A 16,769-nucleotide genomic window follows, 5' to 3' on the forward strand; every position below is an offset into this window, starting at 1 on the left:
CAAGAAAACCTGTATCTGACCTACATCGTCCTTTGCTATAAAGAGGTTTTCAACAGGCTAAATGCCAGGAATAAGATGCTCAGGAATGTGTGGTAAGACAGGTATAAGTGTATTAATGATAAGTCCAGCTACAAGCAAGAGTATAAAAGCCGTCTCTAGAGAGAGCATCTGCCGCATGACGGTGTGAAAGCCAGCAGGATTATCAGTTCGAAAGATACCTGTAATTGCCACAACTAAAGTGGGTAACGTCCATAAGGCTAACAGTATCCAATGAGGAGCCTTATTAGGAAAGCCCAGGAGCACTACTAGCACATAAGCGCTTAAGACCAGAAGCAAGAAAAGCCAGCGCCCTCCCTGTAGTCCCAGGAGCGTAGCAGGAGTACGTTTTTTTGCCTGGGCATCTTCTTCAAGATCGCGCAGATCATTGGTATGAATGATAACAGCAGCCAGCAGTCCTGGTAAGAGGCTATAGAGAAATGCACTGTTTGTAAGATGGCCGGCGCTTTGTATAAGGTTGCTACTGAGGGTTGCCAGTGGACCGAAAACTATAAATGCAATAACTGGTCCAAAGCCTAGCGTCGCCAGTGGGCGAGAAGTTGCGCTATAGAAATATGCGGCGGCTATCGCAAGAAGACCAAAGAGAAAGACCAGGCCACCTCCGCGTAGGGCGACGAAGATACCCAGTACTGATCCAATAGCAAATAGGAGTAAGCTAGAGGTCAGGATGCGCTTAGGTTTGATCAGGCGCTGCTGAATCAGGCCGCCAGGCGCAAATTGATTGCTTGTATCGATACCGCGAAGATAGTCATAATAATCATTAAGGAGATTGGCTCCGAACTGTAAAAAGAGAGCTACGAGAATGGCGCCAATAAAAGGAGTCCAGGCAAATTGCCCCAATGGCCTCTTTGCTGTGACAGTAGGAACCCAGGCCAGAACGCTTCCAAGCACAACTGGCAATAGGGCAAGAGGAAGATATGCAGGTCGCAAGCCATCCCTCCAGATCTGAAATTGCTCGCCGAGAGTCAGGCGATATTCTTCTGGTTGTACAACAAGCGGAGTTGGACTCTGTACCTGGAACATCGATGCTACCGAATGCACAGAGACTTCAGGCTGTAGGGCATTAATCGTCTGTAACGAACCGATGGGAATAGTTGGAACCTCTTCAGCGCCAACTGCATCGGCGGCCACTACCTGTGTAGCTGCCTGTGATCGCCGGTCTTCCCGGGTCTGATCAGAAGTATAGTCAGGTGTCTTCTCTAGATGTTGTGGTGCCTGTTCTTCTTGTTCCATACGCTCCCCTCCTGGCGTAGCGATGAGTCACTATCGTGGATGGCGTTATGTCTATGGTATAGTTAATCGATGAACATGAAAAGGGCAGTAGATATACCCTCGTATCGTGCTACTTGCATATACACATTGATAAGACGCTTGCTCGAAAAATAGTTCCTTCATCATCTAACACAAGCTTTTACTGTTGATAGTATACGATGACAATGAAATAGGGTGACTTACCTATTCTAAAGTATTTTCCAATTGGTGTTTTTGCAACTCTAATTGTAAGTCTAACATAGATTGCTGTAATTGAAACTGGACAGTGGCGGCAGTAAGATCGCCACGTGTTTTTTCAAGGATGCCGCGTGCGGAGTCGGTGCTTCGGCGAAGTCCACTGGTGATGGCATCCGGGAAGTCGATAGAGATCAAGACAGCGTAGATATCATCCATAAAGGCGAGGAAGATCTCGCACTGCTCGACCTGTCCGCGGCGCAATTGATCAAGTAAGTAGCGGCGGAGCTCTCCAATAGCCTCTGCAATTCCGTTGAAGTAAGCGGCATAGCTAATGGTGAGCTCTGAAGGCGTTGGCAGGGCCTGGCGCTGGGCGAGTGCTGCAAAGGTAAGTGCTTCGGCATATTCTTTTTGCGCATCCTGTACAAAGCCTGCGTTATAAATATCCTGATGTTCCCGCAGATCTTCCTCCATTTCGCGAATGAGGGTGGCTGCCTGGAGGATAAGTGCGCTGGCGGATGCAAATTCTTGCCGATGGGTTGCTCGGATGCTATTTGCACAATGGCGGATGGCAAGGCGTGATTTGGGCAACGCTTTTTCGCGAGCTGTGTGCTTGAGTGAAAAATATTGAATAGCCTCTCGTCCAATGGCATCTATAGAATCAGGCATCTGAAAAACGTCCTTTCCACAAAAGAGTGTTCCATAGAAAAGAACGTTATAGCAGCAGAATATGTTTCAAAATTAGTTAAAATGGCTGTTGAGCCACTCCCAAATAGCCCATGTATGTTTTTTGCAACTATGATTATACCTGTCTCTTATCCTATTATTTGTATTTTTGTTAAAGACCTTTCTTCCTCTCGTCATGAATTAATACAGGGGTGACCTGGATCTCGGCTGGAAAAATGAGGCGCTGGAGGTCTCCGGCCCAGAAAAGTTGTTTCATCATTTCTGCCACGGCATAAAGAAGATGTTGGAATGTAGCATCGCGGCTATGTTCGTAGGCTGCGCTTCCTTCATAGTGGGAAAGAGAGACGAAACATTGATTGAGAGGAGTGAGCTCACTGAGGCGTACAAGGTAGATATCCATTTTTGCTGCTCCTTTATCAATTGGGAGCATAATTCGTAGCTCTGGTCTGTGATTGAGAATATCGAGGCGATAAAAGACTCCATAGTGATCACGTGAGGCCTGAAAGATAGAGATTTCAGGTTCTTCATCACGTTCGTCTGGGCGCTCCATTTCGACTCCTAATTCCGCCAGGAAGCTTTCAAATTGCTCATTGATGTTCATGGTCATCTTCTTTCATAGACTATGCATCCTACTGCATGAGAGAACAGAAAAAAACAGGTGGTTATCAGTCTATTCCCTGGCTGCCATGAGAAAACGGTCATGGGCATCTTTCCGGTTCGTGTTTAAAGTACAATGACAATATGGTATAACCAGAATATGACAAAGATGTGTTATAGGGGAGAGCGTCAAAAGTACCAGGAAATTATGAGAGAGGGCCAGGAAGATTAATAATGCTCTAGCCGCCAGCTCGTTTCACTTTATATCCCAATTCGGTGAGTTTTCCCTGCACTTTATCGCAGTGGTCTCCCTGAATCTCGATTGTCCCATCTTTTACTGTACCGCCCGAGCCACAAAGCTTTTTTAATTGCTGGGCGAGCGTTGTCAGATGGCTATCACTGCCTGAGATGCCAGTGATAACCGTGACTGTTTTGCCACCACGTTGTTTGCGATCGCGCATCACACGCACAATTCCATCGCTCTTTTTAGATGGGAGAGCAGATTGTTCACAGCGGCAGGACTGGTAGGGTTGCCCACAATCTGGGCAGTTAGTAACTCTTCCACTATCGGTGGAATAGACAAGACGATCTGGCATAGATATCTCCTTTGCAAAGGTTAGCGAGAGCGATGAGTTCTGCACAGCATTGTATCATATTACGATCTAACCGGTCTCAGCTAATGTGAAGCTATCTTGTAGTCTGGTCCGTATACCATGCAGGCATCTCATATATCTATTTATAAAGCTATTTTACAAGACTTATCTGGATGCGGAGTTACTAATGCAAGAATTACATGAAGAAAAGAAGATTGGCCGATATCATATCCAGGGCCCGCTGGCTCGTGGAGGCATGGCTGAAATCTATCTTGCCTCCGATCCGGAGAGTGAGCAGGTCGTAGCAATTAAGCTTGTCTCTACACTGGCTACAGAATATTGTGAGCGTTTTCGTCGTGAAGTAGAAGCCATGAGGGCTTTAAAGCATCCTCATATTTTACCTATTCTCGACGCAGGTGAGCATCAACAGTGGTCATATGCAGTTATGCCCTATGTTGCCAATGGAACGTTAAATTCAGCCCTGGCTACGGGCCCCTGTACTCTGGAAGATACTGGCTTTATCATTGATCAACTGGCCTCTGCCCTCCAGTTTGCACACGAACAGGGAATTATCCATCGTGATATCAAGCCTTCCAATATTCTGATTCGAGATCCTGGTCATATCTATCTTGCCGATTTTGGTCTTGTGAAGCGTATGCAAGGTGGGAAGGATTATAGTCTGACACTATCGGGCTACTTAATCGGTACTCCTGAATATATGGCTCCAGAGCTCGCTGAAGGTGATGCAACACCAGCCAGTGATATCTATGCCCTTGGCATTGTTACTTACCAGATGTTGACCGGTCGTGTCCCCTTTAAGGGAACCAACCCGATGTCAACGTACTTAAAACATATTAATGGTATTCTAACTCCCCCCTCTGAGTATAATCCTACTCTTCCTGCTGAGATCGATCAGGTTATCCTCCAGGCTCTGTCTAAGGAGCCTCAGGAGCGTTATACCACGGCTAAGGCTTTTGCTCAAGCCTATCAAGATGCTTTACAGGATGTATTAACACGCAAACAAAGATATGGAGAAGTAGTTGCCAGAGCCAATGCGATTACGCATCCACATAATCTTGATCAGATTGCTGAACTGGTTACTCGTCAGCAAAAAGTGTCGGCTCTACCTGATCCTGAGATATCCATTGCTAAGAGGAGAGAGCTCAGATTTGTGCCTTCTGCAGGCGTGATGGCTCTCATTCTGATACTGGCGATCTCTGTGAGCGGTTTTTCGCTGTTCTCTGTCAGTTCAAGTCTGTTCCAATTCTCTTTACCCCCTGCTCATGCTGGCGCAGAACCAGTTGTCACACCAGATCCAACGGCCACACCAACTCCTACAGCAACGGCCACACCAGACCCAACCGCGACGCCCGAGCCAACGGCCACACCAACGCCTATCCAGATTGTTGCACCAGCTCCTGGCACAAATAATGGAAATGGAACCATTAATAATGCTGGGAATACTAATGGAGGTGGGAATGGGAATACTGGAGGTGGGAATGGGAATACTGGAGGTGGGAACGGGAATAATGGCAATGGGAAAGGGCATAAAAAGGGTAAGTAACCCCTGTTGTTTGCAGATTTTGATGGTGTAGTTAGAAAGAATGTGACCGTCTATGCCCGGCTTAGAAGGATTTTCGTTTGGCCCTTATTATCTTAAGCAATCTCTAGGGCAAGGTGGCATGGCTGAGGTCTATCTGGCCGACGATGAAGAGCGAGGGATTGAGGTGGCTGTGAAGGTCATTGGCAGCAATAATGTGGAGTATCTGGAGCGTTTTCGACGCGAGGCTAAAACAATCGACCTTCTTCGCCATGAGCATATTCTCTCGTTGTTGGAGTATGGTGATCAGGAGCCCTGGCATTACCTGGTTATGCCCTATGTTCCTGATGGCACCCTGCATGATCGCATTGCTTCTGGCCCATTGAGCGTGCAGGAGTCTGGAATTATTCTCGAACAGATTACCAGCGCTTTACAGTATGCTCATAACAGGGGAATTATTCATCGCGATATTAAGCCCTCGAATATTCTTTTTGCGAGTGATGACTATGTTTATCTAGCAGATTTTGGCCTGGCAAAAGTTCTCGATGCTGATGCTGAACTGACACGCACCGGACTGATCATGGGAACTCCTGAATATATGGCTCCTGATCTCGCCGATGGCCCCGCAACGCGTAGTACGGATATCTACGCATTAGGAGTTCTGCTCTACGAGATGTTAACAGGCCAGCCCCCTTTCACAGCTCCGACTGCTCTGGCCGTCTACTGGAAACATATTCGTGAGCTTCCTCAGCCCCCTTCACAAGTAGATCCATCTTTACCATCGACCATTGATGACGTGGTCCTTTGTGCCTTAGAGAAGGACCCTGCGAAGCGCTTTCAAAGCGTAACTGCTCTATTCGATGCGTATCAGGCTGCGCTCATGACGGTTGCTGCTGAACATGCTGAAGAGGAAGGGGAGCTGGATAGACAGGCTTTTGAAGAAGCAATGAGTCAGCCTGAGCCTTCTCGGCCAGACTCTTTGTTCGCTCAGACAGCTCTACATAGACGCGGTGATCAGTTAATTCTGCGCCCTGCTGAGCATGGCTATTCTGATAAAGCTCTGACTTCTTTGAGCAGGCATTCCAGTCTGAATAATGAGCGGCTTGATGAGACTGCGCCGCTTCTCAGCCCTTCTGGTAGCCATTCTACCAGTTCTCCACGCAGAAGCTTCTCTTCCATTGGCTCTCCACGCAGAAAAGGCTCTATAAGCGCGTTAAGTACGTTTATTATTGTTGCGGGCCTGCTTATTTTTATTGTCTTTCCCATGGGATATATCTACTATCTTTATAGCACTCAACCTGAGCCAGCACTGGTAGTTAATGCTGCTCATCAATCAACGGTTGTCGCGATTGCCAGTCCTACCAGTAAGGCGGGTGGCGTGTTAGTGGATTCATTAGCAAAAAATACGGGTGGCCGTTGGGATGAAGATGCTCTGCACTGCTTTTTTAAAGATGGTACCTATCATGCCATTGCAACTCAGGAGATGACGGTGCAGCCATGCCCTCTTCTGCAACAGCAATTTACCAATGGAAGTGTACAGGTTGATGTCTCCTTGCTGGCAGGAACCAGCGCCAGCCTGCTTTTGCGTCAGAATGGCGAACAATTTTATGAATTTGGTCTCACCAATCGAGGGCAAATTTTCTTTCTACGACACGATCGTGATGCCGGGGATACCTATATCTCGCTGCTTAAGCCTTTTAGTAGCACTGTGTTGCGAGGAGGAATGGAGAAAAATACCTTGCAAGTGATTGCATTGAAGGACGATTTTAAACTATTCCTCAACGGGGTGCAGGTGGGAGAAGTTTATGATGCGACATATGCTGAGGGGCAGATTGCACTGGCCGCCGCAACCCCAGCAACCATTGCACTGAGCGAAGGTAGCTTTAGCGCCTTTAAACTTACCGCGATGCCATAAGCGCAGAGTCAGATGATCCTCTCCATGCAAGTAAAGACCTGCATGGTCTTTTTTTTTATAGCTAAAGAAATCTCAATGAGCTTAGAAAATAGAGATATTTCGATAAAATTTTATAGATTTTCTGTTGTCAGAAAGAGGAGGGCCGCGTTATGATATAGATGGTAGATTCAGTTTCTGTGAGTCTGCAATCTATGTGAAGGAAGACCTATGCAGCACTATACCTTCCCGCCTGCCTCCTCTCCACAGACTGGAGCAGAGCGTATTCTCAACGCTTGCGCGCGCCGCCCAGTCGATTCCACTCCGATCTGGTTTATGCGGCAGGCTGGTCGTTGTATTATCGAGCATCAAGAGATGCGAAAAAAGTATGATCTTATGACCATGCTCAAGACGCCCGAGCTCTGTGTGCAGGCTACGCTCATGCCTGTTCAGGCGTATGGGGTGGATGCAGCGGTCATTTATGCTGATATAATGCTACCGCTTGAGGCCATGGGCGTTGACGTTGCTATTACCAATAGCGGACCAGTGATTCATAACCCTATTCGAACGCTTCAGGATGTTGAAGCGCTCCGTATTGTAGAGCCTGAAGAGTCGGTTCCATATATCCTGGAGTCATTGCGACTACTACGCAGTGAGATTGCGGGAAAGCAGGCCCTGATAGGGATTGCTGGTGCTCCATTTACATTAGCCTGCTATCTCATCGAAGGTCAGCCCTCGCGTGACTACACCCAGGCCAAAACTCTGATGTATAGCCAGCCAGAGATCTGGGCTGCGCTGATGGAGAAGCTTTCAACCGTGACTGCCAGTTACCTTGTGGCCCAGATCAAGGCCGGAGCTGATGTTGTCCAGCTCTCTGATAGCTGGTCTGGCGCGTTGAGCCCTTCCCTCTATCGCCGTTATGTTCTCCCCTATACACAGCGTGTCTTTGCCGCCGTTAAGCAGACGGGCCAGCCCGCGATTCATTATGGAGCCTCCACTGCGGCCCTTCTGGAGGCGATGACGGAAGCTGGAGGAGATGTGATCGGCATTGACTGGCGTATGGATCTAGACGCAGCGTGGGAGCGGATAGGGACCGATCATGGTATTCAAGGAAATCTGGACCCTACATTTATGGTAACGCCATGGCCTGTATTGGAAGAGCAGACCCGAGATCTTCTTCGCCGGGCCGATGGTCGTCCAGGCCATATATTTAATCTAGGCCATGGCGTCCCCTATGCTACCGAAGTTGACCAGATTCGCAGACTTGTTGATACCGTTCACCAATTAACCGCAGTACAACCATAAATAGTGCAGCGTGACAGAAAGAATAGTAAAAGAGTATGACTACGACAGCCCACACCAGTGTTCTTTTAATGACCTATGGCTCACCAGCAACCCTTGATGATATTCCCGCTTATATTAAAAATGTCTATGGTGGTCGGGAGCCTTCGGAAGAGATTCTCACGGAGTTTCGGCGTCGCTACAACTTGATTGGCGGCTCTCCATTGATTCGGATCACCAACGAGCAGGCGGCTGCATTGCAGGAAGAGCTGAATCAGCAGAGCAATGGAGTTCATTACCGCGTGACAGCGGGCATGCGTTTCTCTCCTCCCTTTATTGCCGATGTTGTGCCAGAGGCTGCGGCAGGAGCGGAGACGCTGGTTGGAATTATCATGTCGCCCCAATATTCTCCCATCATTATGAGTGGGTATATTAAGACGCTCGAGGATGCCGTTGCCGATCTAGAGCGCTCAGATCTGACCCTGAAGATCTCGCGAGATTGGCATCTGCAACCATATTTTATCCAGGCCGTTGCCAGACGCGTTATCACAGCTCTGAATCGCTTCCCCGCTGAAGAACGTGATCAGGTACCTGTCCTTCTGACCGCACATAGTATGCCTAAGCGTGTGATCGAACGCGAGCCGGATTATATTAATAATCTTAAGCAGACCGCCGCAGCTATCGCGAAAGAAGCTGGATTGGCCGATGATCGCTGGCAATTTTGCTATCAAAGCGCAGGCCATACCCCCGAAGAGTGGTTAAAGCCAGACTTTGCCGATATTATGCCAGAGCTTCAGCAGCAGGGAAAGAAATCTGTTCTGATTGCCCCTGTCCAGTTTCTAGCTGATCATCTAGAGATTCTCTACGATATCGAGGTGGGAGCTCGCGAGCAGGCTGAAGAGCATGGCATCTTTTTTGCCCGCACCGAATCTCTGAATACCGATCCCCTCTTCATCAAAGCCCTGGCAGCCGTCGTTCACGAGACCCTGGCACAGAGCTAAGTCCCTAAAAATCACAGTCTGCTCTCACCTCGGATGGCAATTGACAAACGTTGAACTTAGTCGTAATGTGGGAAGAGGCGAAGGTTTTCGTTTCCGAAGACTGAAATGCCTTTCTCTCATGATTCCTTTGTGGTAAAGGAGATACGATGGATAAGTTGCAACCTATTCTCTTTGTGTTGCCTCTCCTGGCACTCTCATTCTGGGTCTGGATGGCGTGGGATTGTAGCAACAATGACCGTTTTTCCAGTCAGGAGAAGACGTACTGGCTAATGGCATTTGTTTTTCTTAACGTTTTTGCTGCCATTTACTATTATGTTTATGAGTATAGAAAGCGATAGCAACTGTGATTTCTTTGCCTTAGTTGCCGTTTACTAGTATGTTTATGAATAGAGAAAGCGATAATAACTGTGAGTTCTTTGCCTTAGCTACCGTTTACTATAGGCTTATGAATAGAGAAAACGGCAGCTAAAGCAATTTCCTTGTCGTCACCACCGTAGCTTCAGGAAAGCAGATTGGCGATTTCGACTAATTGATCCTTTGTAAGAGCGCCAGTAATCTGGATGCCTACCTCTTTTTCAGTCCATGACAGCGTCGAGTTATCTCCATTTTTTGTGATTGTTCCACTTGTGCCACGTAGTGAGACCTTTTGACCCGCACTGCCAGAGAGATTTGCCAGCGTCTTGCTTTCAACAAGCGTAAAGGTCAGATTGCCCTTAGCATAGTTGAGCGAATAGGTCTGATTGCCGGGTGCCCCCAGAGCTGTAACATTTTTCAGAATATAGTCAGCCTGCTCCCCTGGAATGCTCAGGAGATGATAGCCAGCCAATTGCTGAGCCTGAGCCAGATTCAGAGTGCCCGAGCCATCGGCCCCTGTATTCGCATCTTGAAGAGGTAACACCTTTACACCGGCGGGAACAGTATAAGTAAATGTCGTTTCAGGTAGATCTGGATTGATATCAAGCTTAGGAATATCCACCAGAAGCGTTCCTAATCCCTGAAGATCGAGATTTACTTGAATCGGAAGATGGGTTGTTTTAGCAATATAAACCTCACCAGTATAATTAAAATTTCCTGTTGAAGCATCATTCGCATTCTCAGTCTTCTGAGGCACAACATGAACATCATAGACGTTCTGACCATCGACCGTCGTATCTGAGCGTTGCGTCCCAGTGCTATGAGAGAAGATCGTCTGAATAATATTCAGCAGAAACTGGCTCTGCCCACCGCCCTTGCCGCCGAGATTTGAACCTGAATCACCGGTTGCTGACTGGGGAAGAGGGCCGTTGTAAACCACATTTTTTTGTGGATCATACTGCCACTGTTGCTTGCCATCCGTTACAATCACCGAGCCCTGGGCAAGTTGAGGAATAGTAGATTGAGGGACATCAACATGGCTTTTATTGCCCGAGGCATTCCAGATCTCAGTATTGACCGTTCCATTAATGGCCTGTCCAGAGATCGTCAGGTTAAAGAGGCCATGGAGCGTTCTGGCGGTATTGATCGTCGTTGCCATTCCATTTAAGAGCTGTTGGCCCTGTCCAGGTGTTGGAGTAGGCGTAGGAACAACTGTATGTGCAGGAGTCTGCGAGGTACTTCCTCCACATCCTGCCAACAGCAAGAAGCTTGTCAGTAGGATAGGGAGAACGATTGCGCTCCTCTGCCAATGCGAGAGGCTCATGTAATACTCCTTGTACTGTGAGATAGTATCAAGCAAGATACTATTAAGTAAAGTTTCAAAGTAAGTAGCAAATCTTTGAGAGATTGTTGTAGATGTGAAGCTAGAAGCTATAAAAAGTATAGCATATCCAACCATTTCTATCAGAACAATTGCACCTTCCTGGGGAGATCATGTAATCATGAGAGGTATAGAAACTGCTGAAACCTATTGGGCAGTAATCTCAAAATCGGCTCTGAGGGGAGTCTGGCCTGGTATATCTGCATTGACATGAACCTTCCACTTTCCCCCCATTGTAAACTGCACCTGAGTGCGGTAATACCCATCTGGTTGAATCCCTGCTAGCGAGGTCTCTGTCCCCATATCCATACTCTCCATTGAACTTGTTAGAGTCAGGCGAGCATTCATAATTGGCTGTTGATGGTCTGAGGATGTTAACTGAAGTGAGACAGTTGCAGGATTAGTTGAGCGAGGAGGATTAGGCTGCACCTGGAATGTGAGGAGATAGTTTCCTTGTCGAGCGGTCTGGAATTGAGGTGAGGGATGACGTGGAATGATCGTATCCATAATCGTTGCCAGAAAGGTCATTCCGATCAGAAATGCAATCCCAATGAGCAGAATCAGAAGTGGCCGTCGTGCTCTGCGCCCCGGTTGAACATTATCGCCTTGAACCATAATACCCTTTTTGTTTTTGTATCTGAACAGAAAAGATGGGTTGTGCTTGCACATCCCTGCTTGCCGCAATACACATCTATCTGGGCAGGGGCGAAACACAACCCACCTTTGAGCGGCAAAAGGCCAGCTCCATCGAAAATCTACTCTTCTCGTTTTAGTATAACACCATTCAACTCTATTTGAGAAGACTTGTTCGAGGATAATCCAGGAGGGGTGGTCCTCTGGCGGCCAACGAGTTGCTCGCATTGGGAAGAGTGGGAAGAAGAGGTAAATTCATTGCCCCCCGGATAGGGGCGTCTGCTGAACGTGCCCGCCCGCCTCGCTTCCTCTTCCTGGCTGATGGCCTCGGCTGATCGGTGGGGTTCTCGCAATAGGAAATAAGTATTATAAGAGGTAAAGAATGATATGAGATCATTTATCGGGCGCGACTGCGGTCGGGCCCGTGTCATCAACCACAATGAATTGATCAGTGACCTCTTCTCAATTTATTGTCCCCCCAGACATGGACCCGACCGCAGTCGCGTCCGTTGAGCTTGCCCACCCGCCTCTTTTCCCTTTCCTGGCTCATGCCCTCTTCTGCTTCTACGAGAATTGGAAGCACCCTCGTTGTTTCTCCCTTGGTATTAACATTCAGCTATATACAAAATCCTTCATAAATACCCTGCTTAGATGCTCAAAATTGAAAGGGTTTCTTGTATGCAGACTGAACCGCAAGCACTAAAGAAGGATTGCGCGAACCTGTAGCTCTGGCCTGCTAAGCACGAGGTTCGCGCACGGCTTGAGAGGCCAGTGGAGCATAGTTTAGTATTTTAGTATTGAACCTCCTGACTGCCGTTTTTGAGAGATTCGCGTTTTTGATTGACTGAAGGGGCTTCTCATGCTAAACTAGAAGAGTTGCCGTAGCAATGTAGAGGAGAACCCAGAAGGGCTTGAAACCCCTTAATCAGAGACAATTCTACAGGGTTATGTCCGTAGCAATGTAGAGGAGAACCCAGAAGGGCTTGAAACAACCACACCCGAATTCCACCCGTTTTTTTCCCATCACGTAGCAATGTAGAGGAGAACCCAGAAGGGCTTGAAACATCGATTGGTCATAATCCACGGGCTCTACCGCCCACGTAGCAATGTAGAGGAGAACCCAGAAGGGCTTGAAACTTCACAAGGAAAAGTGATCGATCCCGACTATAATTGGGTAGCAATGTAGAGGAGAACCCAGAAGGGCTTGAAACTTGTCGCGAACCCGAAGCTTGTAATGTTCTACGCTGTAGCAATGTAGGAGAGAACCCAGAAGGGCTTGAAACCACATGCATCTCTGAAGCGTTAGCAGTAACTACGGTGTAGCAATGTAGGAGAGAACCCAGAAGGGCTTGAAACATTACGGCCCCATCCTCGGTGACTAAAATCCGCCAGTAGCAATGTAGGAGAGAACCCAGAAGGGCTTGAAACTGAATTGGAGGTCGTCAACAGAGAGCTGGCTGAGGTCGTAGCAATGTAGGAGAGAACCCAGAAGGGCTTGAAACACCTGTTCTAGTGGTACTCTCACCGGCTTTCGTGATGTAGCAATGTAGGAGAGAATCCAGAAGAGGGGAGCAATTAATTCATTTGTAGAATTCCCTTGTTAGTTGATTTAGCTCGACTCAGAGTACGTACATTTATAACTATATAGGTCAGGGTATTGAGATTTTTCACGGATTGTGCGTTTCGCACTTTTGGTCGCTCAATTCCCAGCTCTTTCGCTTGACTATTGATGCGTTCGCAGCTGGTCCGCTGGTTGTGAATAGCACGATACAGAGGTGTTGTACGATCGAGTGTGATGCGCATGAGCCCGCCAGGCTCGATATTGACGCTTTTTTTACACCCTTTTGCAACAGGAAACTGTGCATGATCGCAGGTTGCTCTCTCTACAACAGAAGGAAAAGAGAGCGGACAACGATACAATTGCGCTCGATAGCCGTAGGTATGAGCATACTGATAGGTTGGATGCATTTGCAACCCTTTTGGACACAGGGGAACGCCAGCAGTTCCAGGGACGAAGACGGTATCACCATGTTTCATCTTCGGAATAGCGGCGATACCGCCGTGCAGCGCTGCTTTTTGATAGACGTACCAGGCATCATAGGCGGCATCAGCCGTACTATTGGTAGGATAGCGCCCAAGTGCGGCAACGGTTTGTTGATAAAGCGGCTCGAAATAGGTCACATCGCCTTCGTTAAACGGCAGGGTATGCTCAGCCAGAATCACATCGCCATAGGTCGGCGTGGTGGCAGCTGCAACACCAGAGCCATACCCCCAGAGGACTTCTTTTTTCTCTTTGGTTGATCCATCCGGTTGCTCCTGATTGGTGCTGCGTTTCACGCCCAGTCTGCAATCTGGATCACCAGCCGGTCGATGGTGCTTGTCATGACTCTCTTTGGAGAAAACACGTGGATTGTTTTCTTTGACCCATGCATACATGTGTTTCACGTCGAAAGCCACCGTCTCACCCAGCCCCGGAATTTCCCGGTCGAGAGCGGCGACGGTGGAGGCCAATAGGTCCTGGAGCAGCGAACGATCAAGCGTACGAAGCTTTTCTCCTATCCATTGGCGGCTGGGAAGGGTTTTTTCGACATCAAAACCATAGGGAGCATGAGGGTCGAGGACCAGTTCAAAACCAAAATCAAGAATGAGAAGAGGGTGGTTGGAGAGAAAGAGACGCAGTTCTTTGCTGTAGACAATGCCTTCCTGAATGCGCAGAAGGAACATTTTGAGATAGGCGATCATAGGTTGTTCTACCGGTCTTCCACGATGGGAGCATCGTTGAAGCCAACGATCAATGATGGACCAATCAAGCAAGGAAAAGAATGCTCGGTAGCGTTGGACAAGCGGGTCGGCCTGAAGGATGGAAATCAGAGTAGACTGGCCAAAAAGGGAAGATGCGGGTATCATAGAAAGAGACTCCTTTGCTGAGTTTGTTTTGGTTATGAATACTCTGCACAAGGAGCTCCCCTTTTGTCAAGCAAAAAGGACATTTGCAAAAAAAACGGAAGGTATTCAACTGCTGAATGAATTGCTCTCGTTTTTATGGAAACTGGTCTGGAACTGTGAATCGCAGGAACGCCAAAATTCTTGAAATGAATGAATTGCTCTCGTTTTTAGAGAATGGCTATCGATCAGAAATCGGGAAAAATGGCGTTTTCTACAAATGAATTAGCTTCCCCCCTCCCAGAAGGGCTTGAAACTTAAACATGGCAGTGCTGATATGTAGATACTCTGCTGGTAGCAAAGTAGAGGAGAAGCCAGAAGGGCTTGAAACACAGGCTCGTGGTGGGATGTGAACGCTTCCGAGTTTGTAGCAAAGTAGAGGAGAAGCCAGAAGGGCTTGAAACCTTGTCTCGCATGAAAGTGTGAGGCAGCCTCGTGTAGCAATGTAAAGGAGAACCCAGAAGGGCTTGAAACCGCTCTCGGGCCTCACCAAGAGCTGGATGATCCTCGTAGCAAAGTAGAGGAGAAGCCAGAAGGGCTTGAAACTAAATGCTCGCTGAGCACTGTCGCATTCACCGTCGTAGCAATGTAGAGGAGAACCCAGAAGGGCTTGAAACTTCAGGGAAAAGCTTACTGGCATTAAATAGTGAAAGTAGCAATGTAGAGGAGAACCCAGAAGGGCTTGAAACTCTCTTTTGATCTTTAGAAGAGATACCATTCTACGGTAGCAATGTAGAGGAGAACCCAGAAGGGCTTGAAACATATCTCCTACAATCACACGATAAGCATTTAAGGTGTAGCAATGTAAAGGAGAACCCAGAAGGGCTTGAAACCTTGCCCTTGCGAAGATACCAGCAGGCCGTTATGCCGTAGCAATGTAAAGGAGAACCCAGAAGGGCTTGAAATAATAGTAGGGGGTTGTTGGGTGCGGCTCGCTACTTCGTAGCAATGTAGAGGAGAACCCAGAAGGGCTTGAAACTCACTAAGAGCCTGTTCTGGAATGTGCGGCGGTAACTCTGCGTGGCAAGAAGAGTGAGATAGGAGAAGCTTTTGCGAGGTCTGACGGTAGAATGTTTTGTCTGCAATGAGGGAACGGAAGACCCTGGTGCGTGTGCGCAAGACTGGCAACGAGAGCTGCGCTATGAGAAACGCAGTCGTTGCGTCCCAGGGGAGTTCTGCTTCAGTCTCTCGCGAGAGGAGCCTGATCTGTTCCCATGAAATCGGTAAGGAGAACCACGTATGAAATTTCTGCTCACTTCTGCTGGCATCAAAAACGACAGCATTCGTAACGCTCTGGTTGATCTGCTGGGCAAACCCATTGCCGAGTCCAGCGCCCTCTGCATTCCTACTGCGGGGTACGGGCACCCCATGGGCAGTCCTGGTGGGGCATGGCGTTTCATCACTGGTCAGTCCTCCACACCCATGTGCGAGCTGGGTTGGAAGTCCCTGGGCGTGCTGGAACTTACCGCGCTGCCCAGCATCGGTGAAGAGCGCTGGGTCCCCTGGGTCCGAGAGGCAGACGTCCTGCTGGTGAACGGCGGGGATGCGCTGTATCTGTGCCACTGGATGCGGCAGTCCGGGCTGGCGGACCTCTTGCCGGAGCTTCCCGAGACGGTCTGGGTGGGGCTGAGCGCCGGGAGCATGGTGATGGCCCCTAGAATCGGGGAGGACTTCGTCGGGTGGAAGTCGCCCACTGGTAGCGATAGCACGTTGGGATTCGTTGATTTTGCGATATTTCCTCATCTGGATCATCCCTCTCTGCCAGAAAATTCCCTGGCCGATGCAGAGAAATGGGCTGCTGAGGTGGGTGTGCCAGCATATGCAATTGACGATCAGACCGCTATCGTCGTTCGCGACGGAGCAGTCGAAGTCGTCTCCGAAGGCCATTGGAAACGGTTTACGCCCTGATGGGGTGTTTGGGAACGGGCTCGTTCTTGCGCGCCAAACGAGCGATGAGCAACCGAAGCATTGCCACCTGGATCAGTGTTTCGCTCGTTTGCACTTTCCGCTCATACTCTTTGCTCATGCTTCGGTTCCAAGAAATCCAACTGAATGTGCGTTCCACGACCTATCTGCGAGGCACCACGCTGAAACCGTGGGAGCCCGATGGGCGTTCCACGACTTCCAACTCCTACTCTCCTGCGATCTGACACCACTCAACTAACTCCTGCCTGTGATAGGCTGCATCAACCCAAATCTTTTTCAGGCGGGGTACGAAGAATAGTGTACAAAAGTGAACGTCGTTTCTCCACTAAGTTGACATCAAGCAGCTCGAAAGAGGCACCTGATTGAAGTTTGCGTGCCTTTCTAGTGTGCAGTATAATACGTATGCAATGTCAACCACCATAGGAGACACAACGGGGTG

At 48.5% G+C, this 16,769-nt stretch carries 14 protein-coding genes, 1 pseudogene and 1 CRISPR repeat array; of the genes and pseudogenes, 7 read left to right on the forward strand and 8 right to left on the reverse strand.

The window, feature by feature from the left end; all coding sequences use genetic code 11:
* Positions 1 to 57: 57 nt before the first annotated feature.
* The 4 genes from menA to EL628_RS03945 form a co-directional block, all read right to left on the reverse strand.
* Positions 58 to 1,290 carry a 1,4-dihydroxy-2-naphthoate octaprenyltransferase gene (gene menA / locus EL628_RS03930; RefSeq protein WP_126578482.1) on the reverse strand — a complete coding sequence of 411 codons (1,233 nt, stop codon included), beginning with the start codon at positions 1,288 to 1,290 and terminating at the stop codon, positions 58 to 60.
* A gap of 222 nt (positions 1,291 to 1,512) precedes the next feature.
* Entirely contained in the window at positions 1,513 to 2,172 is a 660-nt protein-coding gene (locus EL628_RS03935; protein ID WP_218028863.1) for a translin family protein, read from the reverse strand.
* 169 nt (positions 2,173 to 2,341) lie between these two features.
* The gene (locus EL628_RS03940) at positions 2,342 to 2,791 is read right to left on the reverse strand and encodes a hypothetical protein (RefSeq protein ID WP_126578483.1); all 450 of its coding nucleotides are present in this window, start codon (positions 2,789 to 2,791) and stop codon (positions 2,342 to 2,344) included.
* A 235-nt stretch (positions 2,792 to 3,026) separates the two neighbouring features.
* Positions 3,027 to 3,383 (reverse strand): translation initiation factor Sui1, encoded by a 357-nt coding sequence (locus EL628_RS03945; protein WP_126578484.1) that lies wholly within the window; start codon positions 3,381 to 3,383, stop codon positions 3,027 to 3,029.
* Between the two features lie 184 nt (positions 3,384 to 3,567).
* Between EL628_RS03945 and EL628_RS03950 the strand changes: the two genes are divergently transcribed.
* The 5 genes from EL628_RS03950 (at position 3,568) to EL628_RS03970 (ending at position 9,431) form a co-directional block, all read left to right on the forward strand.
* Positions 3,568 to 4,944 (forward strand): serine/threonine protein kinase, encoded by a 1,377-nt coding sequence (locus EL628_RS03950; protein WP_126578485.1) that lies wholly within the window; start codon positions 3,568 to 3,570, stop codon positions 4,942 to 4,944.
* A gap of 52 nt (positions 4,945 to 4,996) precedes the next feature.
* Positions 4,997 to 6,835, forward strand: coding sequence for a serine/threonine protein kinase (locus EL628_RS03955; protein WP_126578486.1), 1,839 nt, complete (start codon positions 4,997 to 4,999; stop codon positions 6,833 to 6,835).
* Positions 6,836 to 7,042: 207 nt separating this feature from the next.
* The gene (gene hemE, locus EL628_RS03960) at positions 7,043 to 8,116 is read left to right on the forward strand and encodes a uroporphyrinogen decarboxylase (protein ID WP_126578487.1); all 1,074 of its coding nucleotides are present in this window, start codon (positions 7,043 to 7,045) and stop codon (positions 8,114 to 8,116) included.
* Positions 8,117 to 8,151: 35 nt separating this feature from the next.
* Positions 8,152 to 9,093 carry a ferrochelatase gene (gene hemH / locus EL628_RS03965; RefSeq protein WP_126578488.1) on the forward strand — a complete coding sequence of 314 codons (942 nt, stop codon included), beginning with the start codon at positions 8,152 to 8,154 and terminating at the stop codon, positions 9,091 to 9,093.
* Between the two features lie 146 nt (positions 9,094 to 9,239).
* Positions 9,240 to 9,431, forward strand: a complete 192-nt coding sequence (locus tag EL628_RS03970; RefSeq protein WP_126578489.1) for a PLDc N-terminal domain-containing protein — start codon at positions 9,240 to 9,242, stop codon at positions 9,429 to 9,431.
* Between the two features lie 161 nt (positions 9,432 to 9,592).
* Here EL628_RS03970 and EL628_RS03975 read toward each other — a convergent pair whose 3' ends face one another.
* Both EL628_RS03975 and EL628_RS03980 read right to left on the reverse strand, forming a co-directional pair.
* The gene (locus EL628_RS03975; protein WP_161975261.1) at positions 9,593 to 10,771 is read right to left on the reverse strand and encodes an outer membrane lipoprotein-sorting protein; all 1,179 of its coding nucleotides are present in this window, start codon (positions 10,769 to 10,771) and stop codon (positions 9,593 to 9,595) included.
* Between the two features lie 204 nt (positions 10,772 to 10,975).
* Positions 10,976 to 11,443: a FixH family protein gene (locus EL628_RS03980; protein ID WP_161975262.1), complete on the reverse strand. Its 468-nt coding sequence runs from the start codon at positions 11,441 to 11,443 to the stop codon at positions 10,976 to 10,978.
* Positions 11,444 to 11,848: 405 nt separating this feature from the next.
* On the opposite strand from EL628_RS03980, the gene EL628_RS30725 reads away from it, so the two are divergent.
* The gene (locus tag EL628_RS30725) at positions 11,849 to 11,974 is read left to right on the forward strand and encodes a hypothetical protein (protein ID WP_281276517.1); all 126 of its coding nucleotides are present in this window, start codon (positions 11,849 to 11,851) and stop codon (positions 11,972 to 11,974) included.
* Positions 11,975 to 12,342: 368 nt separating this feature from the next.
* Positions 12,343 to 12,963: a CRISPR direct-repeat array (repeat unit 37 nt; unit sequence GTAGCAATGTAGGAGAGAACCCAGAAGGGCTTGAAAC).
* Positions 12,964 to 13,036: 73 nt separating this feature from the next.
* Here EL628_RS30725 and EL628_RS03985 read toward each other — a convergent pair.
* On the reverse strand, positions 13,037 to 14,368 hold the full coding sequence (locus tag EL628_RS03985) for a transposase (RefSeq protein WP_126578492.1): 1,332 nt from the start codon (positions 14,366 to 14,368) through the stop codon (positions 13,037 to 13,039).
* A gap of 1,275 nt (positions 14,369 to 15,643) precedes the next feature.
* Here EL628_RS03985 and EL628_RS03990 point away from each other — a divergent pair.
* Positions 15,644 to 16,312 (forward strand): Type 1 glutamine amidotransferase-like domain-containing protein, encoded by a 669-nt coding sequence (locus tag EL628_RS03990; RefSeq protein WP_126578493.1) that lies wholly within the window; start codon positions 15,644 to 15,646, stop codon positions 16,310 to 16,312.
* On the opposite strand, the pseudogene EL628_RS03995 reads toward EL628_RS03990, so the two are convergent.
* Positions 16,302 to 16,613: pseudogene (locus EL628_RS03995) on the reverse strand (transposase); the annotation flags it as partial. The gene EL628_RS03990 and the pseudogene EL628_RS03995 overlap by 11 nt on opposite strands.
* Positions 16,614 to 16,769: the final 156 nt, after the last annotated feature.

This window comes from Tengunoibacter tsumagoiensis (assembly GCF_003967535.1).
In the GTDB taxonomy this organism is placed as follows: Bacteria; Chloroflexota; Ktedonobacteria; order Ktedonobacterales; family Ktedonobacteraceae; genus Tengunoibacter; species Tengunoibacter tsumagoiensis.